General features: G+C 55.9%; 15 protein-coding genes. 7 read left to right on the plus strand and 8 right to left on the minus strand.

Annotated features, from left to right (window positions below; all coding sequences use genetic code 11):
* The first annotated feature begins 87 nt into the window (after nt 1-87).
* Genes tenA through thiD form a run of 3 tightly spaced genes read left to right on the plus strand, consistent with a single transcriptional unit; the run spans nt 88 to nt 2555 of the window.
* Nucleotides 88-753, plus strand: coding sequence for a thiaminase II (tenA, locus tag WKI47_RS21420; protein ID WP_340229229.1), 666 nt, complete (start codon nt 88-90; stop codon nt 751-753).
* 57 nt (nt 754-810) lie between these two features.
* A complete protein-coding gene (gene thiM, locus WKI47_RS21425; RefSeq protein WP_340229230.1) occupies nt 811-1647 on the plus strand; it encodes a hydroxyethylthiazole kinase in 837 nt (278 codons plus the stop codon).
* Nucleotides 1644-2555 (plus strand): bifunctional hydroxymethylpyrimidine kinase/phosphomethylpyrimidine kinase, encoded by a 912-nt coding sequence (gene thiD, locus WKI47_RS21430; RefSeq protein WP_340229231.1) that lies wholly within the window; start codon nt 1644-1646, stop codon nt 2553-2555. Before thiM ends, thiD begins: the two co-directional genes overlap by 4 nt.
* A 94-nt stretch (nt 2556-2649) precedes the next feature.
* Here the strand turns inward: thiD and WKI47_RS21435 are convergent, their stop codons facing one another.
* The 4 genes from WKI47_RS21435 to WKI47_RS21450 all read right to left on the minus strand — a co-directional run bounded on the left by WKI47_RS21435 (nt 2650) and on the right by WKI47_RS21450 (nt 8191).
* Nucleotides 2650-2796, minus strand: a complete 147-nt coding sequence (locus WKI47_RS21435; protein ID WP_340229232.1) for a hypothetical protein — start codon at nt 2794-2796, stop codon at nt 2650-2652.
* Between the two features lie 158 nt (nt 2797-2954).
* Nucleotides 2955-4295 carry a hypothetical protein gene (locus tag WKI47_RS21440; RefSeq protein WP_340229233.1) on the minus strand — a complete coding sequence of 447 codons (1341 nt, stop codon included), beginning with the start codon at nt 4293-4295 and terminating at the stop codon, nt 2955-2957.
* Between the two features lie 260 nt (nt 4296-4555).
* Entirely contained in the window at nt 4556-6970 is a 2415-nt protein-coding gene (gene yicI / locus WKI47_RS21445) for an alpha-xylosidase (RefSeq protein ID WP_340229234.1), read from the minus strand.
* Nucleotides 6971-7156: 186 nt separating this feature from the next.
* Nucleotides 7157-8191, minus strand: a complete 1035-nt coding sequence (locus tag WKI47_RS21450) for a LacI family DNA-binding transcriptional regulator (protein WP_340229235.1) — start codon at nt 8189-8191, stop codon at nt 7157-7159.
* A 293-nt stretch (nt 8192-8484) separates the two neighbouring features.
* Between WKI47_RS21450 and WKI47_RS21455 the strand changes: the two genes are divergently transcribed.
* Nucleotides 8485-9198: a metallophosphoesterase family protein gene (locus WKI47_RS21455; protein WP_340229236.1), complete on the plus strand. Its 714-nt coding sequence runs from the start codon at nt 8485-8487 to the stop codon at nt 9196-9198.
* Nucleotides 9199-9525: 327 nt separating this feature from the next.
* On the opposite strand, the gene WKI47_RS21460 is transcribed toward WKI47_RS21455, so the two are convergent.
* From WKI47_RS21460 to WKI47_RS21475, 4 genes are all read right to left on the minus strand, one after another.
* On the minus strand, nt 9526-10290 hold the full coding sequence (locus tag WKI47_RS21460; RefSeq protein WP_340229237.1) for a transmembrane domain-containing protein: 765 nt from the start codon (nt 10288-10290) through the stop codon (nt 9526-9528).
* Nucleotides 10291-10476: 186 nt separating this feature from the next.
* The gene (locus tag WKI47_RS21465; protein ID WP_340229238.1) at nt 10477-11997 is read right to left on the minus strand and encodes a methyl-accepting chemotaxis protein; all 1521 of its coding nucleotides are present in this window, start codon (nt 11995-11997) and stop codon (nt 10477-10479) included.
* 271 nt (nt 11998-12268) lie between these two features.
* Nucleotides 12269-12535 (minus strand): YkgJ family cysteine cluster protein, encoded by a 267-nt coding sequence (locus WKI47_RS21470; RefSeq protein ID WP_340229239.1) that lies wholly within the window; start codon nt 12533-12535, stop codon nt 12269-12271.
* Nucleotide 12536: 1 nt separating this feature from the next.
* Entirely contained in the window at nt 12537-13265 is a 729-nt protein-coding gene (locus tag WKI47_RS21475) for a peptidylprolyl isomerase (protein WP_340229240.1), read from the minus strand.
* 144 nt (nt 13266-13409) lie between these two features.
* Here WKI47_RS21475 and WKI47_RS21480 point away from each other — a divergent pair, with 144 nt between their 5' ends.
* The 3 genes from WKI47_RS21480 (at nt 13410) to WKI47_RS21490 (ending at nt 21700) form a co-directional block, all read left to right on the plus strand.
* Nucleotides 13410-14093, plus strand: coding sequence for a TIGR00266 family protein (locus WKI47_RS21480; RefSeq protein WP_340229241.1), 684 nt, complete (start codon nt 13410-13412; stop codon nt 14091-14093).
* Nucleotides 14094-14359: 266 nt separating this feature from the next.
* On the plus strand, nt 14360-16657 hold the full coding sequence (locus WKI47_RS21485) for a YcdB/YcdC domain-containing protein (RefSeq protein ID WP_340229242.1): 2298 nt from the start codon (nt 14360-14362) through the stop codon (nt 16655-16657).
* Between the two features lie 423 nt (nt 16658-17080).
* Nucleotides 17081-21700 (plus strand): S8 family serine peptidase, encoded by a 4620-nt coding sequence (locus WKI47_RS21490; protein ID WP_340229243.1) that lies wholly within the window; start codon nt 17081-17083, stop codon nt 21698-21700.
* The last annotated feature ends 651 nt before the right edge of the window (nt 21701-22351 follow it).

Consider the following 22351-nt stretch of genomic DNA (forward strand, 5'->3'; position numbering starts at 1 on the left):
GAGCGGTTTTTTTGCGTGCTTTGCGTGCGCTCCTCCGGTGGGAATCAGTCGGATCTTTCCATTATTTTTCGGAGGTGCATGATTATCATGTCTTTTACAGAGGAACTACGTCGCGGGGCAGAACCGATCTATGAAGCGATCTTCAAGCATCCGTTTGTGCGCGGCATTGCGGACGGCACGCTGGCGAAGGAACAGTTGATCCACTACGTCAAGCAGGATTTCGAATATCTGAACGCCTATATGCGGATTTACGGCATTGCGATCTCCAGATGTCAGCAGCGGGAGCATATTCAGATGTTCAACGAGCAGATCAGCTTTATTTTGAACAGCGAAATTCATCCCCACCAGAACTTTTGCGCGCAGGCGGGCGTGACGTATGAGGAATTGCAAGGGTATCCGCTCGCGCCTTCGGCTCATCACTATACCCGGCATATGCTGAACGCGGCTTACGAAGGCACGCTGGAGGATATTTTGGCCGCGTTGCTGCCTTGTCCGTGGACGTACATGGAGATCGGGCAGCGTCTGATCGCGGAAGTGAATCCGACGCCGGAGCATCCTTTTTACGACTGGATTCATTTCTATGGGGATCGCGAAGCGGGGGTCACGGACAAAATGCGCATCTTGCTCGACGAATGGGCCGAACCGCTTAGCGAGGCGCGCAAACGCAAGCTGAAGGAACAATTCGATGCCAGCTGCCGCTTGGAGTATATGTTCTGGGATATGGCGTACAAGCTGGAGGATTGGCCGGTGTAGCAGCTTGCAACGAGATCGGGCTCACTCACGAACAACAGAATCGGGAGGTCGAACAGAGTGGAAAAAGAACTGGGCGAATGGTTAGGGAAATTGCGGCAGCAGCGGCCTTTGGTACATAACATCACGAACACGGTCGTCACCAACTTCACGGCGAACGGGCTGCTTGCGCTGGGCGCATCGCCGGTTATGGCCTATGCCCGCGAGGAAGTGGCCGATATGGCGAAGGTTGCGGGAGCGTTAGTGCTCAATATCGGAACGCTGACGGCCGAGGTCGTGGAGGCTTGCATCATCGCGGGAAAAGCGGCGAACGAAGCAGGCGTACCCGTCCTGCTCGATCCGGTCGGAGCCGGAGCTACGCCGTACCGAACGGAATCTTGCTTGCGTATCCTGCGTGAAGTGAACGTGGCGATCGTGCGCGGAAATGCGGCGGAGATTGCGTGTCTGGCAGGCGAAGCGAGCGAGATCAAAGGCGTGGACGCCGAAAGCGGCGGCGATAGCGCGGCGGTGGAGCTGGCCGTGCGGGCGGCGGACAAGCTGGGGATGGTCGTGGCCGTGACAGGACGCGAAGACGTCATTACGGACGGGAAAAAAGGCTACGTCGTGGCGGGCGGCGATGAGCTATTGACGAGAGTGACGGGGAGCGGATGCTTGCTCACCTCGGTCATGGGCGCGTTTGCGGCCGTGGAAAAGGACCCGCTTGTAGCCGGAGCCGCCGCGCTGGCCTGGTACGGGGCGGCGGGCGAAGCGGCGGCTTCTGCGGCAAACGGCCGCGGCCCCGGCAGCTTCCAAATTGCGTTGCTGGACGCCTTGGCTGGACTGGGAGAGCATAATGCGCCTGCCGGAGCAGTGCGTGCCTTGCAGATTTCCCCGGCCACGGGAGGAGGCGCAAGATGACGGTTCCGCGCGCGCTGACGATAGCCGGTTCGGATAGCGGCGGAGGAGCAGGGATTCAAGCCGATCTGAAAACTTTTCAAGAGCTGGACGTGTTCGGCATGTCGGCGATCACGGCAGTCACGGCGCAGAATACGCTGGGCGTCCACGGCGTGTACCCGATGACGCCGCAGGCCGTCGTGGAGCAGATCGACGCCGTCGGTCAGGATCTGGGCGTCGACGCGCTGAAAACGGGCATGCTGTTCGACGCCGCGATCATCGAAGCCGTGGCCGGGCGTATCCGGGCGTTCGGGTGGAATAGCCTGGTGGTCGATCCGGTCATGATCGCCAAAGGCGGGGCCGAACTGCTGCGCGCCGAAGCGGTAGAAGCGTTGAAAAAGCATCTGCTGCCGCTGGCTCTCGTGGTCACGCCGAATATCCCGGAAGCCGAAGCGTTGACCGGGATGAAGATTCGAACGCTGAATGACCGCCGGGAGGCCGCGCAGCGGATTGCGGATTCGGGAGCCCGAACCGTGGTGATCAAAGGCGGTCATGCCGGGGAAGCCGGGCGTATCGGTCAGGAGCCTGATGCCAATGTCAGGCATGACGGTCTTGCCGATCCCGCCGATCGGCCGGTTTTTGCGCATGCTTCGGATGAGCGGGTCGTGGATCTGTTTTACGACGGCCGCGATTTTTACGAATTGTCCGGGCCGCGGATCGCGACACGCCACACGCACGGCACCGGTTGCACCTTCTCGGCGGCGATCGCCGCGCGGCTGGCGGCCGGCGCGGCGTTGGCTGAAGCGGTGCATACCGCCCGCGATTTTATACAAGCCGCCATAGAAAGCGCTTCTGCCCTGGATTTGGGCGCCGGACACGGCCCGACCGATCACGGTGCTTATCGACGGACAAACATCATCTTGCCTTCGTGATGAATCCGAGACGGGAGATCACGGTATGTATGCGGAGGATAAGCTGCGGCGAAAGCCGTATGCGATAGAGCGAAAAAGGCCGATAGAACCTGCGTCAGTCCATGAAAGTCAGGATCGAAGACGGCGACGACGGAACGTTGACAGCCAGCGAAGTTGCTTCGTGACTCCATGTCCATGCACTGACGATCACCAATCCGGCAGCGAGCGTGAGCAGCCATTTGTTTTTATTGCGGTTTGGCATAAGAACCTCCTTTTTTGTGAAATAGAAGCCTGAGGATTTTCCTTCAATTTTGTTCTATTTTAAAACAGGTTCGCGGTTAAAGCTATGATTTCCTTCTCTTTCGACCAAAAGAAGCGGAACCGCTCGCGGCTCCGCTTCTTTTTCTGTCAAAGATTCAGTTATTCCGGCAAGACGTCTTGGATACGCAAGATCGTGCCGGTGGTCGCGACGGGATTGTTCGCGTCATGGCTGCCCAGCCCGAAGTAAAAATCGCCGCCTTGCAGCTCGAACGAGCGGGCAAACGTATTTTGGCGGAAACGGACGGTTTCTGTCCAGGCGGACGAATCGCCGATCGCGGACGCGCCGGTTTCGAATACCAGGTTCGTGTACGTGCCGCCGGATTCCGTGTACGCGAGCACGTAGACTTTGTCGCCGCGCGTCAGAATGTCCATCGCGGTGGCGCCGCCGGGAAGCGCGAGAGCCGAAGATTGTTTGACCGATGACGCGACAAACAATCCTTTCGGCAGCCATTGATGGTCGTTATACCCTTGTCCGGCGATATACATCAGCTTGCTGCCTACGGTCGTCGTGCGAACAGGGCGGATATAAGCAGGCGGTAGCGGCGGTGTCGGAGCGGATAGCCCCGGGAAAAAATTCTGAGTCGTCAACGGGACATCTTTATAGCTGACCGGAGAAGCGGAACCTGCTGTCGCCGGCGAAATTTCCAGCACGCCGTTTTGAGGTTGGAAAGCCGGATTGGCTGAGAAAATAAAACTGCTGACCGCATACAGATTGCCGTTTAACGGAAACAGCGAGTAATTGCGGCCGCTTTCTTTGCCTCCGATCGGGATGCCGCTTTTGCTCCACGTCTGGCCGCCATCGCTCGATCTCAGGATAGAAGCATCACTGTCCCAGCCGGTGGCCGCGAACAAATTGCCTTGATAATAGGCCATATCGTAAGTATGTACGCCGCCGGGGATGGTTCGGATCTTTCGCCATTTGCCGTCCGAAGGATCGAGCCTGTAGAAGTTGCCGAGCGTATGCGCTTCGCTTTTGGGATCATGGCCCGGAATGTACAGCTGGCCGTTCAATACTTTGAATACGTCGATTTGTTCTTCGTCCACATACGTCTGTTCCTGAGAAGAGGAGACCAGCAGCTTGTCCGTTCCAAATTTGCCCGAAGCCGGATCATAGGTCGTCAACGGGATCGGCCCCGCGTTCACCGCAGAACCCTGATTGCTGCTATTGCCTTGCCCGATATAGATCTTGCCGTTCCAAAGCTGCATATCCCAGACATTTTGCGCGTACGTGCCTGCTTTTGCGAACGGGCGGCCCAGATTTTCGACCGGCGCCCGCACCGGATCGGCCGCGGCGACGGCGTTAGGCGCTGCGTCGGTCGCGGCATCGGCGGCTTGAGCCGACGAAGTTCCCGCTAACGGAAGCGTACCGCCGACCAACGAAGACAACAGCAGGGCAGACAAAGACGTGCGGGTCAAGCGGCGACGCAGTAATTCATTCATTTGAAAACCTCCCAAAGTAGAATCAATCCACGTCATCGCAGCCGCGAATGACATGACGTATCGAGCGAAGCCGAAGCTTCAAAGCGATATTCCGTTCAAACCACCTGTCGCATTCGAATAGATTACCCATCGTATAGACGAATAGACCGGCCAAAAAGCTTCATAAAGCGCAGATCGGCATTCGTTTATTTTTATTGTTGCAACATGCACGACGCGAGACGCGAGATGCGACTACAACGGCTAAGCCTGTACGCTGTCGCTCACAAATTCACCGAAAAGGTGAAAGAGCCGCCGGGCGCACTGCCTGAAGGCGTCAATACAGCGCCGGATTCGCTTGCGACGAAATCCGCGCCTTCCGCCGATTCGACCGAACGGATGCCGCGCAGAGTCAGCGTCCACGGTTTGCGACTTGCCGCTTCGGCAGTCACCGTCAGCGTCTGCCCGTCGCGTCGGGCAACCACCGTCAGCTCCGGCGTGCGCGATACTTCCGCCGCAAGCTTCGCTCCCGCCGAAGTCGCATCGCGTTCGACTCCGGCTTCCGCTTCGCTCCGCGCCGAAGCCGCATAAATCACCGCGCGCGCTTCGCGTCCGTCTTCGAGCGCGAACAGATGCAGCTCCGCGCCGTCGGCATAATCGTAATCCGGCCGCGACTCCTCGCCGCCGAGCGCAAGCAGCGTATTCGGTCTTACGAACAGCGGAAGCCCGAAATAATCGTACGGCTCGCGCCGCCAGCGTCCCCCATGCACCTCTTCGCCGGTCAGCAGATGCGTCCAGCGTCCTTCCGGCAAATAATACAACGCTTCGCCGCGCTCGTTGAAGATCGGCGCGACCAGCAGCGAACCGCCCAGCATGTACTGGCGATCCAATTCCTCAACCGCCGGATCTTCGCCGAACTCCAGCAGCATCGCCCGCATCATCGGCAGCCCGCTTTGGACAGCCTCGATCGAAGCCGCGAACAGATACGGCATCAGCCGCATTTTTAAGCGCGTAAAATGCCGCAGCACGTCGCTTGCCTCGTCGTCGAACAACCACGGCACGCGATACGACTGGCTGCCGTGCAGACGGCTGTGCGACGAGAGCAGGCCGAACGCGCTCCAGCGTTTGTAAATATCCGGCGACGCCGTATTTTCGAATCCTCCGATATCGTGGCTCCAGAATCCGAATCCGCACAGCCCCAGCGACAAGCCGCCCCGCAGACTTTCCGCCATAGAGACGTAAGAAGCCGTGCAGTCGCCGCCCCAGTGTACCGGGAACTGTTGGCCGCCCGCCGTCGCCGAGCGTGCGAACACCAGCGCCTGATCCCGGCCTTTGATCTCTTCCAGCACTTCGAACACGGCTTTGTTGTACAGGAACGTATAGTAATTGTGCATGTTGACTGGGTCGGAGCCGTCGTGATAGATCACGCCCGTCGTCGGAATCCGCTCGCCGAAGTCCGTTTTGAAGCAATCGACGCCCATCTGAATCAGCGGACGCAGCTTGGACTTGAACCATTCCGTCGCCTCCGGGTTCGTAAAGTCCACCAGTCCCATGCCGCCCTGCCAACGGTCCCATTGCCAGACGTCGCCTTCCGGCGTTTGGACCAAATAACCGTGCTCCATGCCTTCCCGGAACAGATGCGACTTTTGCCCGATATACGAATTGATCCAGACGCAGATGTTCAGTCCTTTGGCTTTGAGCCGATCCAGCATACCCTGCGGGTCCGGGAATTGCGATTCGTCCCAGCGGAAATCGCACCATTGGAATTCTTTCATCCAAAAGCAATCGAAATGGAATACATGCACCGGAATGCCGCGTTCGAACATGCCGTCCACGAAGCTGTTGACCGTCTGCTCGTCATAAGAAGTAGTGAACGAAGTGCTGAGCCATAGTCCATACGACCAGGCAGGAGGCAGCGCGGGACGTCCCGTGAGCACGGTATAGTTTTTGAGCACGTCTTTCAGCGTATCGCCGCCGACGATGTAGTACCGCAGCCGCTCGCCGGGCACGCTGAATTGGACCTTTTCCACCTGCTCCGAACCGACTTCGTACGAGACTTTTTCCGGATGGTCGACAAATACCCCGTAGCCGAAGCTGGATAGGTAAAAAGGCACGTTCTTATACGCCTGCTCGCTGCACGTCCCTCCGTCTTCGTTCCAGAGATCGACGGCCTGTCCGTTTTTCACAAAAGGAGTAAAGCGTTCGCCCAGCCCGTAAATCCGTTCGCCGACACCGAGATCAAGCTGGTCGCGCATATAGACGTTACCGTCGGAAGCGCGAATATGCGCAGGGCCTTTGTACCCGCTGCCGGTCAGCCGTTTGCCTTTATAGTCGAAATGCGTGCTCCAGCCGTTCGTTTTGTCGATTCGCACGCTTAAGCCGCCGCTGGTCAGGGTCGCGGAAGACTCATTTTCTGCAATATGGACCTGGGTCGTTGGATCGGTTCTTTTTTCAAAATGAGGTCCCAGTACCCGCTTTCCTTCGTGATGGACGGACTCTACGCAGATCACATCGGGCAGGGGAGAAGAGTAGCGGAAGGTGAGGATCGCGTTGTTGAGGGTATCGCCTCGGGAAACGATCGCTTTGGAGGCGGCGAAGACTTCGATTTCCTTCTCATGGACGTGCAGGTCGCGAACCTCTATGGCAATGTTGAGCGTCATACCTGGGCGGACATGCCAGTAACCGTCGGTGAATTTCATTTGGCTATACACCATCCTGTATATAATAGTAGAAAAAAACGAAAATCGACTGTACATTCTGCTGTAAACAGGGAAAAGAGAATGAATTCATCAAATTGACGTACGTACATCATTTTCGTTTAAAAAGGAGGAGTGTCCGCCATATGCGGAACTCCGAGAGTGGAATTGGGTTGTGTTGATACACATTCAGATGTAGTAGCGAGCGTTTTCCTTGGTCACTAGTTCTAATTTCGTGATATTTTCGCGCGTGTCCGGAAGTTTTCTTGAAGAAAGATACTCGAACAGCGACTTTACGATCAGATAGCCCTGGTTAAAAGGGTCCTGGCAGATCGTAGCGGTCACGACATCGCGTTGCAGACTGTCATGGATTTCTTCGTTCATATCGTGCCCGATCAATGCGACGCGGCCCGCCAGTCCCGCCTTCTCCAGATGCTCGGCAATGATATGGAGCTTGGCGCTCGCTACGTAAACGCCGTCCAGCCCTTCGAAATATTCGGCGAACGTCTCGAACGACGTATATTCTTCTTGGTCGACTTTTAGCGGCGCACGCAGTTGGATCTCCGGGTAATTGCCGATCACTTCGCGGAATCCGGTCACTTTTTGCTGCATTTGAAAGTTCGTGTACGACATGATCAGACCGATTCGGCCGCGGCGTCCCGTCAGTCTGCATAAGGTATCGGCGGCGAGGCGTCCGGCCACCCGATAATCGCAGCCGACATAGAACATGCGCGAGCTAAGGGGCGAGTCGCTGTTGAAGGTGCCGACGGTCAGATTGCAGCTCACCGCATGATCGATCACGTCGGTCATTTCCTGCGGATCATTGGGCGATATCGCGATAGCGTCGTATTCCCCGGAATCGACGAGTTGGAGCATGGTTTTTTTCTGATCGGTGAGGTCATAGTCTTTGGAACGAATCGTATGGACCTGAAGGCCGAAGTCCCGGAACTCGCGTACAGCCGCATCAATGCCGGTCTCTACCTGATTCCAGAAATATGCCGGCAGCTCGGGGTAGGCGACGGCCAAAGAGATACTGCGTCCTTTCGACAAAAAGCTCGCGGAAAGATTGGGGGTATACTCCATCTCGCGCACTTTATTCATGACAAGCTCCACGGTCTTCGGCTTGACGTTCCCCCGATTGTTGAGCACGCGGTCTACTGTAGCAACAGAGAGTCCGACCTCTTCGGCGATTTCTTTGACCGTTAAGCGTTTTTTCGGTTTCATGGCATCGGGTCCTTTGCATATGAAATGATACCGCTTTCCTTTTTGTTCGAATCGAACAGGCAGTTTGCTACGAGGATTTGTAAATTCTGGACGTTAAATGTATCGTTTGGTGAAGATGATAGACGATCGAGCAGGGACTGTCAATCAAAATGATCGGTATTTATTTAGGTTTTGATGGCAATACATCATTTCAGGAAATACTAGCTGTCGAGAAGGAGTTTGGAGCTTGGACGCGTCTGGTCGGTCACGGTACAATAGGTTAAAAGATCGGCGTTTGCGGGAAGGAGAATACGATGAGCGAGGGCAGAAAACTATTTATCACGGACATTCACGGGGAATATCAAGGGCTGATCGAGCTGTTGCGGGAAATGGATTACGATGCGTTCACGGATCAGCTGGTGGTCGGCGGCGATCTGATCGACCGAGGGCCGGACAGCGCGTTGGTCGTTCGTTATCTGCGCACGCTCCAACGGATGCACCCGGATAACGTTGTCGTATTGACGGGCAATCATGAGGAAATGCTGCGCTGGTATCGGCAGGACCAATCGGATATGTGGCTTATCCATGGCGGAGCCGAGGCATTGAAAAGCTTCGAGCGTACCTTTGCGGACGAGGCGGAGACGCGGGAAAATTTGGACTGGCTGCTGACGCTGCCGATGGTGATCGAAGATGAGGAGTATGTATACGTGCACGCTGGCTTTATGCCCGATCAGCCGCTGTATGCGCAAAGCCGGGATATGTTGTGGATGTCGGAAAATGAGTTTTATGCGTATGGAGTCGATACGGTGCTACAAGCGACAGGCGGAAAAGTTGTGGTGCATGGTCATACGCCGTGCGAGTTTATTTGTTTTGACGGAGCGAGATTGAACTGTGATTTGGGTTCGCATACGTACGCGATCAAGGAGTCGCGCGGACTTGCGCTGGTGGATCTGACAAACGGCGAGTATGCGGTTTATAACTGCGGCAGTCGGGAGATTGCCAGGCGGACGTGGCGGAAAAGAGAATAAGCGAAGCGTGGCAGCGGTCGCGACGGCGCAAGCGAATGACTACGGGGGCGAGAACGACGGAGATGCGAAATATGCACAGAAAGTCAACAAATGCGGATAAAAAAGACGATTTTTCCGCGGTTGCTGACTTTTTATCAACAATTCGACCGAAAAATCGCCTCATTTTGAAGTCTGACGTGAATATTGTTGACTTCTTGTTAGCATTTTCAAAAAATACACGTCAAAATCCGGAAAATATGCACAAAAAGTCAACAATCGGAGGAAAACGTCCGGTGATCGAAAGCTCTCCGACGGTCTCCCGGGCTTCCCGACTCCCTGACTCCGGCGTCAAGCAGACGGCGTGGAGGGCAGGGGCTTTTTCTTGCGTTTGCGGCGAAGCACAACGAATACGATCAGAGCGATCAAGACCACCAAGACAGCGGAAGCGGCGATGACGATACGTTGAATATTCGGCACGGCCAGCTCAAGCTCGATCCGATTCTCGCGCGTCGCCGCAAGATTCCAGGTCAGCGTGCGTCCGTCGTCGGACACGGTATCCGCATTGTTCTCGCCCGGCTTGATTGGCAGCGTGAGCTTGAAGCGAAAATCGAATTCGTTGTCCACGAAGCGGCTTAGCAAACGCGATCCGATAAAGCCGGTCAGCGACGAAGATTCCCGCGGAATCAGTTCCGGCGGATCGGCGACGATCACGTAATGGTGGGTCGTCGTGAACAGCCCTTCTTCTTTGCGGTCTTCGACCGTGATCCCGTCAGGCAGTTCCGGCAGCGTTCCGCTGTCGAGCTGCACCGTGCGCGACGCGCTGATGCCCGCTTGGCCGCCTTCCGTGATCGCTTGCGCGTCCAATCCTTGCTCCCGCAGGCTGGATGCGATCTGTTCCGGCAGATCGGTTTGCCCGATCGTGCTTAGCGCGGACTCGTCGATCGTAGCGTTCATTTTGATATCGGCAGTGCCGTCCGTTTTGATCGTCACATCCACCTCGCCTTGCGCGCAAGCGCTCAGCAGCAAGCCGCAGGCCAGCAGCAGAAGCGGTATATACAAACGCAAAACCTTTTTTTCGGCGAATAGGTTGGTAAATCGTTCAGTTCCTTTCATCGGCCCGCCTCTTTCCTTCCTTTATCGGATTGTTCTCAAAACTACCATACCCGATAACTATACCCGATTTCGCGGTGCCGGTCACTCGGCGAGACTCGGGCGCAAGCGGCGGCGGACGGTCGTCTGCGCGCAAAAAAACGGACCGCCAAGGTCCGTTAGCGGTCCGATCCGAGTAACAGCATGCCGTCATACGCCGATCCGGGATATCGTTTCGCGCAGTTCGGCCGTGGCACCGCCGAGCTGGGTCGCGATCTGCGCCGTGTCGCCGCTGTATTGCAGTTGGCGTTCGGCGTGCGTTTTGGCTTGCTCGCAAGCGTAAACGAATTCGTCGGCGATCAACGAGATCGTTTCGATCGAAGAGGAAGCCTGACCGGAATGGGCCAAAGCCAGATCGCCGGACGATAAAATATGCTGAAGCTTCATGCCGACTTCCGTCGCGTGCTCGCAGATGACGCGGAACGAATCTTCCGTTTCCTGCGCGGCGGACAGACCGGCGGACAGCTCGTTGGTTACGCGGTGCATGGACTCGGCCGTGCGCTGCGTTTCTTCGTTGATGCGTCCCAGGAACGCTCCGATATTTTCGGCGGAAGCGTCGGACTGCTGGGCCAGCTTTTGGATCTCGGAAGCGACGACGCCGAAGCCTCGGCCGGCTTCTCCGGCGCGGGAAGCTTCGATCGAAGCGTTCAACGCGAGCATATTGGTTTGCGAAGCGATATTGCGGATCAGGCTGGTCACTTTGCCGATCTGCTGCGCATGTTCGTTCAGCAGCCGGATGCGTTCCGACGAATCGAGCACCGACGTTTCGAGCGACGACAGATTTTGCATCAGTTGGCCCATATTGCGGTTGCCGTCTTCGGCGTGGCGCGAGCTTTGATCCGACACCTGCGAGACGATGCCGGTCGCGTCCACGATCTCGCGCAGATCGGAGCCGACTTTTTCGATCGCGCTGCGCGCGGAACCGGCTTCCGACTTTTGTTCTTGCGAACCGTCGTAAATATCCGATATACATTCGCGAATCACGCCGCTGGCTCCCGCCGACGATTCGGCCTGCGCGTTAAGTTCGTCCGTTTGCCCGTACAACTGCCCGGATGTGGCGTTGAGACGGTCCACGATTTCGCCGACGGTATGCGAACGTTCCCGGTCTTTTTCGGCTTTGAGTTCGGCCCGCGCCTTTTTGTTGGAGAAAATTTGCAAAATGACGGCGAGCGAGGTGGCCACTAGGAAAAAGGCGTGCGTAGCGAGCATGGTCGGCGAATACGAAGAAACCCCGAACACCATTTCCGGCGAAAAGAAAAAACCGACCAGATGCTGTACGGCGAAAATCAAAGTGGCCGCGATCAGCAAAGGAATACTTTCGTAAAAGCACAGTACGGCGATGACCATGAAGATGGAAAAGTGGAATTCGGTTCCGCCTCCGCTGCCCGCGACAAGCGAGATACTGGAAAACACCAGCGCCAGCATGACGAAAACCGGAATCAGGCGATGCCCGCGATGTTTGGCGTAGAGCGCGGCCGCGGCCGCAAAAAACAACAGCGGAGGCACGGCGATCGCGTTCAGCCATAGCGGATCGGGAGAAGAAGGGGAACCGTGCATCTGCTCCATCGCGTCGAACAAAGCCGTGCCGCGTCCGAGCATATGGATCAAAACGGAGAACAAGACCACACTTAACGTAATCAGCAGCATCAATTTGTTTTTTCTTTCGAACATGGGCGATCTCCTTTAACCGGGGGATGGGCGACGCGCGTGCTGGAATTTATTTCATTTGCTTTTATCTTAGTGCCGCCCGGCAAGGGTGTAAATGACTAATCCGGCAGGTTCGCCTAGTAAAAAAGAGCCATTTTCGGCACTTTTGGACGATGCGTGCGTTTGTGCTCGGCAGCGCGGCTTTATTCGGATTGCCAAACGCAAAAACCCGCAGAAAGCGATTGACGCTTCCTGCGGGTTTTCGGTTCTTTTTTCGCGTGATCTCCATGCCTGTTCAAGGCGTCGTCTCGCGTTCCAGCCACTCCAGGTAAGCAAAAGCTTCCTCGGTGGACGTTCCGCACATTTCCGGCGAAGGCGGCAGGCCGCCGCAGACCGCCGGGCGTTCGGGACTTCCGAACAGCTTGCAGCGTTTGTTCTCGTTCAATTGCACGCAAGGTACGCCGGCAGGCTTGCCGCCCGGCATACCGGGGATCGGCGAAGCGATCGAGACAGCCGTGCAGCAGGCTCCGCAACCTTCGCGACATTCGAAATCGGCGTTCATCTTATTGGATTTTCTCCGGTTCCGGGTACTCTTTGCCGAAGGTATCGACCGTCACGGTCTTCATCGTCGCGCCTTCGGAAGAAGTCGGCTTGTCGGCGCCGTCCGTCGGCAGTGCCGCAATCGCGTTGACGACGTCCATGCCTTCGATCACTTTGCCGAAAGCCGCGTATTGCTCGTCAAGACTCGGTTGTTCCGCCAGCATGATGAAAAATTGCGAGCCGCCCGAATCCGGTTCGGACGTGCGGGCCATCGACAGTACGCCTTCGGTGTGCTTCAGATCGTTGGTGAAGCCGTTGGACGTGAACTCTCCTTTGATCGCGTAGCCGGGTCCGCCGCCGCCAGTGCCGTCCGGATCGCCGCCTTGAATAACGAAGCCCGGAATGATGCGGTGGAAGCCGACTCCGTCATAGAAACCGGATTTGACCAGCGAAATGAAGTTGTTGACGGTATTCGGCGCGATGTCCGGGTACAGCTCCAGCTTGATGAGGCCGCCGTTGTCCATTTCGATCGTCACGACCGGATTTTGCGTGCCGTCGGCAGACGTTCCGGGCGTGGCCGGCGTCGTGCCCGTCGAACCTTCTTCGGTCTGGGTTTGTGTTGGAGTCGCGTCTGTTGCCGGATCAGCTTGCTGCTGAGGTGTTTGGGTGCCGCAAGCGGCCAGCAGAAGCAGGGTCAGCATCAGGAGCACGACCAGCGCGGACTTGCGTCCGGCTCTCCTGTTTTTTTGCATGGATGTTGCCCCCTTGGGTGTGAATGATGGCGATCTTGCGCCTTTTTGCGTATCGCTGCATCTGATTATAGCACAGCCTGGTATGAACTCCATTGCGCAGCAGGTAAAATCTCATTAAGATGGAGGGGAGAGGGGGCAACATCCATGCAATATCAAATTTTGTATCAAGGCGCTTTCCCATTGCTTCAGGTACAGCTTGACGGTGGAGAAAGTATCAAGGCCGAGTCGGGTGCGATGGTATCGATGTCGCCGAATATCGAGTTGAAAGGTACAACGGACGGCGGCATTATGCGCGGTCTGGGACGGATGCTCAGCGGAGAATCTTTTTTCTTCCAGGAGCTGCTATCGGTTGGGCGTAACGGCGAAGCGACTTTGGCTCCATCCAGTCCGGGTGCGATCGAAGCGGTAGAGCTTGACGGCTCCTACAGTCTGCTTGTGCAAAAAGACGGGTTTTTGGCAGGGACCGCCGGTATTCAGGTCAGCACCAAAATGCAGAATTTGAGCCGGGGTCTGATGTCCGGCGAAGGTTTCTTTATCGTCGAGGTCAGCGGCAAAGGCACGGTGTTCCTGTCTTCGTACGGAGGCATCCACGCCATTAATCTGCAAGCCGGGCAAGAAGTCGTTGTCGATAACGGGCACTTGGTCGCTTGGCCGGACTACATGCGCTACGAGATCGAAAAAGCTTCCAAAGGCTGGGTATCCAGCTTCACGAGCGGCGAAGGTCTTGTCTGCCGATTCCGTGGGGAAGGCGTCGTACTGATTCAAACACGTAGTCCGAAATCGTTCGGCGAATGGATCAGACCGTATATTCCGGGCGGACGTAGCTAAGGTCTACATACGTGAAGGTTAACCGTTCTGCATGAAGCGAAAAAGCCAAGCGCCGGCGTCCGATCCGAATTTACTTGGATCGGGCGTTATTTCGCGTTCGGTCTTTTGAAGATCCGAATCGACCAAGCCTTCACTTTGTCATATTTTCGTTTCCTGTACGTAACCTCTCCTTGCATGTGCGGTGATAAGATGATGGCGAGGCTGGGAGACCGGCTATTTGCGAACTTGACATTCCTTAACAACCATCTTCGAGAGGAGAATCGACCATGAAGACCATCAAGCGGGAATTCCCGACTTCGAGAAAAACGGCGGCTGCCGTACTGGCAGCGGCCATGTTGTGTTCGCCTGTACTGGCGACTCCGGCATCCGCGGCAGAGACTGGCGAATCGATGAATTTTACCACGTCGGCGTTGACTTCGGCAGTGCCGGACGGCGCGAAAGTTTCGTCGGCCGAAGCGGCAGCTGCTGCGGGGAAGTTGTTTCCCGCGCTAACCCCGGCTCAAGTGACCGCTGCGGATTACAGCGCGTATTACGAGGAAGACAGCAGTCCGATCAAGGCATGGAGACTTACATATACGCTATCGGATCGGGAAAACGCGAATGCGTCGGTATCGGTTGATGCTGTGAGCGGAATCGTGACGGATGCTTATCTGCCTGTGCCCGCTCCCGGACAACCGGATCGTGAAGTGACCGCCGAGCAGGCATCCGAGCAGGCGATTGCATTCTTGGTGCGAGCCATGCCGGAGCGGAAAGCGGCTGATTTCGTCAAAGAAGACCTTTCGTATGCGTATAACGAAGGGGCATCCATTACGCCGCTGTTCGGCAGCCCAAGCTATTCGTTCTCTTTCCGAATTAAAATAAACGGCGTGCCTTCGCAAAACGAGACGGTTTTCCTCTCATTGGACCGAAGCGGCGACGTGACGGGATATACGCGCAGCATCAATCATTTGTCTTACCCGTCGGCAACGCCGAAACAGTCCGCGACGCAGGCTCAACAAATCTTCGAATCGGAGTTTGCTCTGCAATTGGCTTATCTGCCTGTCAAAGGCTGGGGAGCACCTTCGTCCGGCTATTATCTCGGTTACGTTCCTTACGATGCGTCGTTGGCGCCGATCGATGCGAACAGCGGAAAGCTGCTGAATCCGCTGACCGGTCTGCCGTATACCGAGTCGATCGCCCGGGAAGGCGTAGCGCTTAAGCCTGGAAGCTCTCCGGCTCCGGCCGCTCTTCGCACGGAGGAGGCCGCACAGCTTCGGTTGGAAAAGTTGGACCTGATTCCTTCCGGTTTCAAGCTGACCGGGCAGCAGACGTACACGCAAGACTATCCACAGAAGAATACCAAGGTCTGGGTGCTGGATTTGAACCGTACGGGCAAAGGCAATCTCGGTAACATCAACGTGCAGCTTAATGCCCGGACCGGTCAAGTGTACAATTACTATTTGTATGAACAGGATGCGCCGACAGGAGATACGGTAAAGCCGACGGCAGCGGATCTATCGCGAGCGGTAGCCTGGGCCTCCAAGTTGCTTCCGAATGCCGGGGAATGGAGATTGGTCTCCGTGCCAAAAGAAGGGGATTGGAACCTGACGTATAGCTTTTTACGCTACGAATCGGGTATTCCGGTTCTGGGAGACACAGCTGCCGTCACGGTCAATAGCGAAGGGATGCTGACCGAATTCAATACAAGCGAACCTTCCGACTCAATGACAGGCGAGTTCCCGGCGGCGAATACGGTTAAGGTCACGGCTACAGAAGCCAAAGCGAAGTTCCTGGAAGCCGTATCACCGGAGTTGTATTACAGCCGTTTTGACCGTCCATCGGCAGCGGATTCGGAGAAAAGCGGGTCTGAGATTAGGCTGACCTATCTGCCGATGCTCAAAACGGGCGGCCAGCTAAACAGCTTTAACGTATTGGATGCGTCTAGCGGAGCGTGGAAGACTCTATACAGAACAAGCTTGTCACAGCGTCCGTCTGCTGCGGTCACCGATATCTCGGGACATGAACATCAAGCGGAGTTGGAAAAGATGTTGGATCATGCTGTTCTTGTCGCGGACGAGTCGGGAAAAGTAAATCCGGATGCCCAGTTAACGCGCGGGCAATGGGCGGATATGCTGGCACGAGCGATGCAGCCGGATTACTCGGCCTACAATGCGTATGCAGGAATGTCCTTGTTCCGGGACGTGAGTGCGGACAGCCCTGACCAGGCAGCGATCGGGTTCCTCGTCAGCCAGAATTGGTTAAGACCGGATAAATCGGCCGACTTCCTGCCGGATACGCTGCTGACCCGCGATGAGATGGCGCATATCTTGATGGGCGTGCTGCATTACGATAAATTGGCCTCGTATTATAACTCGACCGTCGACCTGCCAGGTATCGCCGATGCCGCCGGCATCTTGCACAAAGGCGATGCGGCACTGGCGATCAAACTTGGTCTGCTACCCGCGGTTAACGGCAGCTTCCTGCCTCAACAGACGGTCACTAAAGCTGACGCGGCGGTCGTATTGACGAAGCTTGCGGACTTGCAAGGGAAGACGGATACGTTCATGAATTGGAATTCGTGGTAATTTGACCGCCTTAAATGGATGAAATATAAAAATCATAAAGATAAAAAGGCTCAGGAATAACACCTGCGCCTTTTTTGTGTCCGTTATAGGAAGACATATCCAATACAGAGTGTTTTTATCCTAATTTTTATGTAGCATTTTTTATCATCGTTTGCTAGTATAGTTGGCAAGCATTTTGATTCACTTGTCAGAGCAAAGGAAGGAGGACGTCTGGGTTCGAAGCGAACCTTTTTTGTTTACATCAAACTGACCAGTGGTCAAGGTTTTAGTGCCATGACCGCTTAAGATGTTAGGTTACGCCCCTCGAAAACCCGCTTAACCCGTGCGTGTTTCCTATGAACGTAAACCTTAGATTTCATGCGGTCAAAGTGCTAGCTAACCTACATACGGAGAGGGGAAGTTACTGTGGCAGGAAGAAGTCGTTTGGTAAAGAAAGTATCGCATCTCTCATTCGCAGTCGTATTGACGCTCGGAACGGCGCTTCCCTACGGGGCATCGGCCGCAGGCGCGGGAGCATCGTCGGTTCGGTATTCGGGTCTTGAATTGTCCGGCACATTGGATTCGGCAATCATTTCTTCGGACGTCGACACGCATTCTTCGGGACAGGAACGTATCATTGTCCAATTTAGCCGCGATCCTCTGGCTTCGAGTATAGCGGCAAGCGGAATAGGGGCAAGATCGCTGACGGCGCGTACGGCGGAACGGGCGATCGATACGCAGCAGGACAGTTTCGTAGCCCGTGCGGAGAAGCTCGGCATCGACCTGACCGTCAACTATACATATGACACGGTCTTGAACGGCATGGAGATCACCGTAGCGGCGAACGATATTCCCAAGCTGGCTTCGATCGAAGGCGTAACCTCGATCGACGCGAACCAAACGTATTACGAGATTCCGGTCGAAGAATCGGCACAGGATATCGGCGAATCCAAATCCAATTTCGAGCTGTCGCCGCTGAAACAAATGGGCGTCGACGAAGCCTGGGCGGAAGGATTTACCGGAGCGGGCCTGAAAGTCGGCGTGATCGACACGGGCGTGGATTATCTGCATCCGGATTTGAAAGACGCGTATAAAGGCGGCTACGATTCGTTCGAAAAAGACGACGATCCGTACGAAGAACCGCCGATCGAAATCGACGGCACGTCTTATGCGGGAACGAGCCACGGTACGCACGTATCGGGCACGATCGTCGGACGCGCGACGAACCCGACTTCCGACTTGGTGCAAAAAGGCGTCGCGTACGAAGCCGATCTGTACGTGTACAAAGTGCTCGGCCGCAATATCAAGACCGGACGAGCTTCCGGTTCGTCGGCGCAAGTCATCGACGGAATCGAACATGCGGTCAAAGACGGAATGGACGTTATTAACCTGTCGCTCGGTTCGGACAGCAACAAAGATCCGAACTCGCCGGACGCCATCGCAATCAACAATGCGGTATTGTCGGGCGTGACGGCAATTTTGGCCAACGGCAACGCGGCGGATTCCGGCCCTTACTATTATTCGATGGGTTCTCCGGCTACTTCGCAGTTGGGGATCTCGGTCGGCGCGGTCACCAGCGAAAGCAAGCGTTACCAAGCAACGCTGGGTGTAACGGTAGGCGAAAAGCCGGCCGAAGAAGAACCGGCTGCCGATCCGGGCACCGGTTCGGAGAACAGTGATCACAACGGCGGAACGGTGGAAGCTCCCGAAGGCGAATCGGCTCCGACCGTTACGAGCGTCGTGTACGACGTGTATCACGAGTACCCTTCGGCAGAGGTCGGCGTGTTCGCCTGGAAGATTGGCCAGGAGAATTTCGCGGAGCAGTTCGGAACGGCTCCGAACGATGCCGTATACGCCAATCTAGGCGCAGACGCGGACTATGAAGCTTTGGCCGCGCAAGGCATCGACGTGAAAGACAAAGTCGTGTTCGTTTCGCGCGGCAGCCTGACGTTCGACGCGAAGGTGCAAGGCGCGGCGGCTCACGGAGCCAAAGGGATCGTGATCTTCAACGGTAACGTAGACCCGAACAACACGTCTCAAGCGAATCTGGCCGAATCGATTTCCGGCCGCGATGAGCCGGTTGGCTCGGTGGCCTTCCTCGGCGATAGCTTCAGTTATGTGCCGTACTTCGACTATTCGGGTACTCAGGGGCGCGCGATCGCGAGACAACTTCTTGCGCAAGGTTCGCCGGAATTCAAAATCAGCTTCGGCAGCGAATATCCGAAATCTGTGGTCGCCGGCGACAAAATGGCTGCATTCAGTTCGCGCGGCCCAAACGGCGACGACAAGCTGAGCATCAAGCCGGACGTGGTGGCGCCGGGCGTTAACCTGCTTTCGACTTACCCGGAATACGGCAAATTCGAAGAAGGCGCAAGCTACGACGAAGCTTATGCGCGTTCGAGCGGCACGAGCATGGCAACTCCGCATATCGCGGGTCTGGCGTTGCTGCTGCTGCAACAGCATCCGGATTGGACGCCGTTTGATGTCCGTGCGGCGCTGGCGAATACGGCGGACACGATCTCCGACGAGGAAGGCACGCGGTATGACGTGTACTCGCAAGGCGCGGGACGCGCCGACGTAGCGAATGCGCTCGATACGCCTGCCCTTCTGCAAGCTTTGGAGAACATCACGATCCTCAATACGGATCTGACCAATCGGGAAGTGGTCAACTATTCGCCGTCTACGTCGTTCGGCGTAGTGAGCGCGGACAGCGGACCGATTGCGCAAACGCTGCAATTGAAAAACGTATCGCAACAAAACTTGAGCTACACCGCGAGCGTTGCCTGGAATACCAGCGTGACTTCCGATCCGGAAGCGCCGATCGCGACGCCGGACAGCAGCAAAATCGCGGTGCGTTTGACAGGATTGAACGGGGGTATGGTCGAAGCCTTAGCAGGCAGCGAGACGCCGTTCGAACTTGAGATCGATCCGTCGGCCGATGCGGCGGTCGGCGTATATGAAGGCCAGGTTCTGCTGCAATCGGCCGGACAACCCGATCTGCATCTGCCGTTCGTCGTGCATATCGGCGACGAAAAGCCGGTTACCGGATTCGGCGTGGAAAATGTCCAGGTCGAACGCCGGATCGTTCAACCGCATGTTGAAGCCGAAGCTTCGACGGACGTGACGTTCACGTTGACGGCTGACGATGCGAAATATATCCAGATTGCCGCCGTAGGCTATGACGACGAATCCGTCGGCCTGCTGGACGAGATCGCAAACGAAGATTCGCAAGGCAATCTGTTGCCGATCAAGCCGGGCACGTACACGTTCGAAGACGTATCCGATCTTTACTTCAACGAAAAAAACAAAGAGTTCAAGCTGTTGCCGAACGATAATTATCAATTGGAAATCTCAGCGTTCCCGCTGAACGCTGACGGCAGCGTAATCCGAGGCTCGGACGGCGAGATCGTCAAATACACAGCCTATTCTTCGTTCCGTATCCAAAACGGCGAAGGCACGAAGCTGGCGAGCGCCGAAGCCAAGATCGACCGCACCGGCGTCGTGACCAATACGACGAATATCGGTCTTCCGGTACTCACGCTGCCGACCGATACCGAAGCCGATTACCAAGTCGCGAAAAGCGACAATCCGGCGCTGATCGGCGCCGACGGCATTCTCAAATCTTTGCCGGTTTCCGGCAAAACGGTCGTCGATCTGACCGTGCACGTCGTTTCCAAAGCTTACCCGGAAGATTATAACGAAGTGGTCATTCCGGTCGTATTGAATGCTTCGCCTTCTTCGGGCAACAACGGCGGATCGACCGGCGGAGGTTCGACCGGCGGCGGAGCGGCGGTCTCTACGCCTGTCGTAACCGCGCCGACCGTTCCGACAACGACCGCACCGCCGGCTACCGCGACCGTGGGAGCGGTGGTGCCTGCGGGGCAGCAGCGGATTGCGCTGACTCCGGTCGTCGCGACATCGGGTAACGGCGGCGTGGCGGCGTCCTTCACCGATGCCGCTTTGACCGAGGCTTTGAAATCGGCAGGCGCGACGCCGACTTCATTGGTTCTGTCCGTGCCGACCCAGGCCGGACAGGCCGCTCAAGTCACGATCACTTCCGCGCAGTTGGCTCAACTGACGTCCGCGCAAACGACGGTGACGTTGGTCGTATCGAGCGGATCGGGAGCAGTCGCGCTTCCGGCTTCGATCTTCAAGCAAGTGCCGGCAGGTTCTTCCTTGCAGTTGAACGTGACGCCTTCCGCGGAAGCGCAAACGAAATTCGCGGCGTATCTGCCCGGCGCGAGCGTGATCGGAACGCCGGTCGCTTTCGAACTGGCGGCGCTTGATGCCGCAGGCCAAGCAACGCCGATCACTTCGACAGGTTCTGTCTTTGTTGCTCGTTCCTTCGCCGTCGAAGTAAACCTTCCTTCCGGCGGAGCAGGCGTCGTGTATGAAGAAAACGGCAAATTGCGTCCGGTCGCTTCGAAATTCGCGGCGCAAACGGACGGCACGACGCTGGTCACCGTAAGCCGTCCGGGCTTCTCGACCTATGCGGTCGTCTCGGCGCCTTCGAGCTTTGCCGATATCCGCAACTCCTGGGCCAAAACGGCGATCGAACAACTGTCCTCCAAACTGCTGGTGAACGGAACGTCGGCTTCGGCGTTCGCGCCGAAACGCGATATCACGCGTGCCGAATTCGCCGCCTTGCTGGTTCGTTCGCTGGGGCTGTCGAATCAGTCCGCCGCGCCGTTTGACGATGTATCGGCAAACGACTGGTTCGCGGGCGACGTGGCTGCGGCTTACGAAGCGGGACTGATCAACGGTACCGGAAACGGCAAATTCGATCCGAACGCGGTCATCACCCGCGAACAGTTGGCGGTATTGCTGACGCATACGGCCGAACTGCTCAACCTAAAAGAAGCAGGTGGTGCTCCGGTTTATGCGGATTCGTCCAGCTTTGCGTCTTACGCCGCGGCCGATATCCAATCGGCTTCCGCATACGGACTGATTCAAGGCACCGTACGCGGCGCTCAATCCTACTTTGATCCGAAAGCGCCGGCTACCCGCGAAGCGGCTGCGCTGGTCTTGCAAAAGCTGCTGGTTCAAGCCGGATTGATCGAATAATCGGCTTCGGCAGAACACAGGCAAAAGCTTTCGTGTTTCCGTTAAGTTGAAGGTTTCACCGCTTTATCTTGAAAAGCCCGACATCCGAAGATGTCGGGCTTTTTTCTATATCTAACCTATGAAATCGCACAACGTACGGGAAATCAAACAATTCCGACTTAAAAAGTATGGAATAAAACTTAAACAGATTTGAAAAACGAAATTTTGAGCATGACGGCAAGCAAAATGTAAAGCATTGTTTTGTTTTCGGCTCCGTAAAGGTTGCAGTTTGTCGAAATTTTAAGTCTTTTTACTCATAAGCAAGAGAGGTCAGGGAACCGAAAGACCGAGTACGATTTGAAAAAAGCTGACAGGCGGATAACATAACTAAGACTTTCGCTTGCTGCAAATCCAATTTTTTTCAGGAAAAAAGCAAAATAGCTATTTAAATTTCGACAAAATTCGGCGATCGAATCCATTGAAACACTTTTCCATAAAAATTTACAAGTGGTCAACTCTTTGGCCTGATGCTAGCATAGGTGGCAAGCTTTTTGACGAGAAACAGAAAGGAGGACGGTTTTTGAGGCGTTGATACGCTGATCTGTAAACATAGCTAACAGGAAATGTGCTTGTGCTTCATTCATGCGATCCATATTTACACATCAGAGAGGG

The sequence above is a fragment of the Saccharibacillus sacchari genome (assembly GCF_037722395.1).
In the GTDB taxonomy this organism is placed as follows: Bacteria; Bacillota; Bacilli; order Paenibacillales; family Paenibacillaceae; genus Saccharibacillus; species Saccharibacillus sacchari_A.

Coding starts and splice junctions, on each gene's coding strand:
- WKI47_RS21440 (WP_340229233.1), bottom strand. CDS start 4,295: ATGAATGAATTACTGCGTCGCCGCTTGACCCGCACGTCTTTGTCTGCC.
- WKI47_RS21485 (WP_340229242.1), top strand. CDS start 14,360: ATGAAGACCATCAAGCGGGAATTCCCGACTTCGAGAAAAACGGCGGCT.
- WKI47_RS21435 (WP_340229232.1), bottom strand. CDS start 2,796: ATGCCAAACCGCAATAAAAACAAATGGCTGCTCACGCTCGCTGCCGGA.
- WKI47_RS21455 (WP_340229236.1), top strand. CDS start 8,485: ATGAGCGAGGGCAGAAAACTATTTATCACGGACATTCACGGGGAATAT.
- thiD (WP_340229231.1), top strand. CDS start 1,644: ATGACGGTTCCGCGCGCGCTGACGATAGCCGGTTCGGATAGCGGCGGA.
- tenA (WP_340229229.1), top strand. CDS start 88: ATGTCTTTTACAGAGGAACTACGTCGCGGGGCAGAACCGATCTATGAA.
- WKI47_RS21450 (WP_340229235.1), bottom strand. CDS start 8,191: ATGAAACCGAAAAAACGCTTAACGGTCAAAGAAATCGCCGAAGAGGTC.
- WKI47_RS21470 (WP_340229239.1), bottom strand. CDS start 12,535: ATGAACGCCGATTTCGAATGTCGCGAAGGTTGCGGAGCCTGCTGCACG.
- WKI47_RS21475 (WP_340229240.1), bottom strand. CDS start 13,265: ATGCAAAAAAACAGGAGAGCCGGACGCAAGTCCGCGCTGGTCGTGCTC.
- WKI47_RS21460 (WP_340229237.1), bottom strand. CDS start 10,290: ATGAAAGGAACTGAACGATTTACCAACCTATTCGCCGAAAAAAAGGTT.
- WKI47_RS21465 (WP_340229238.1), bottom strand. CDS start 11,997: ATGTTCGAAAGAAAAAACAAATTGATGCTGCTGATTACGTTAAGTGTG.
- WKI47_RS21480 (WP_340229241.1), top strand. CDS start 13,410: ATGCAATATCAAATTTTGTATCAAGGCGCTTTCCCATTGCTTCAGGTA.
- yicI (WP_340229234.1), bottom strand. CDS start 6,970: ATGAAATTCACCGACGGTTACTGGCATGTCCGCCCAGGTATGACGCTC.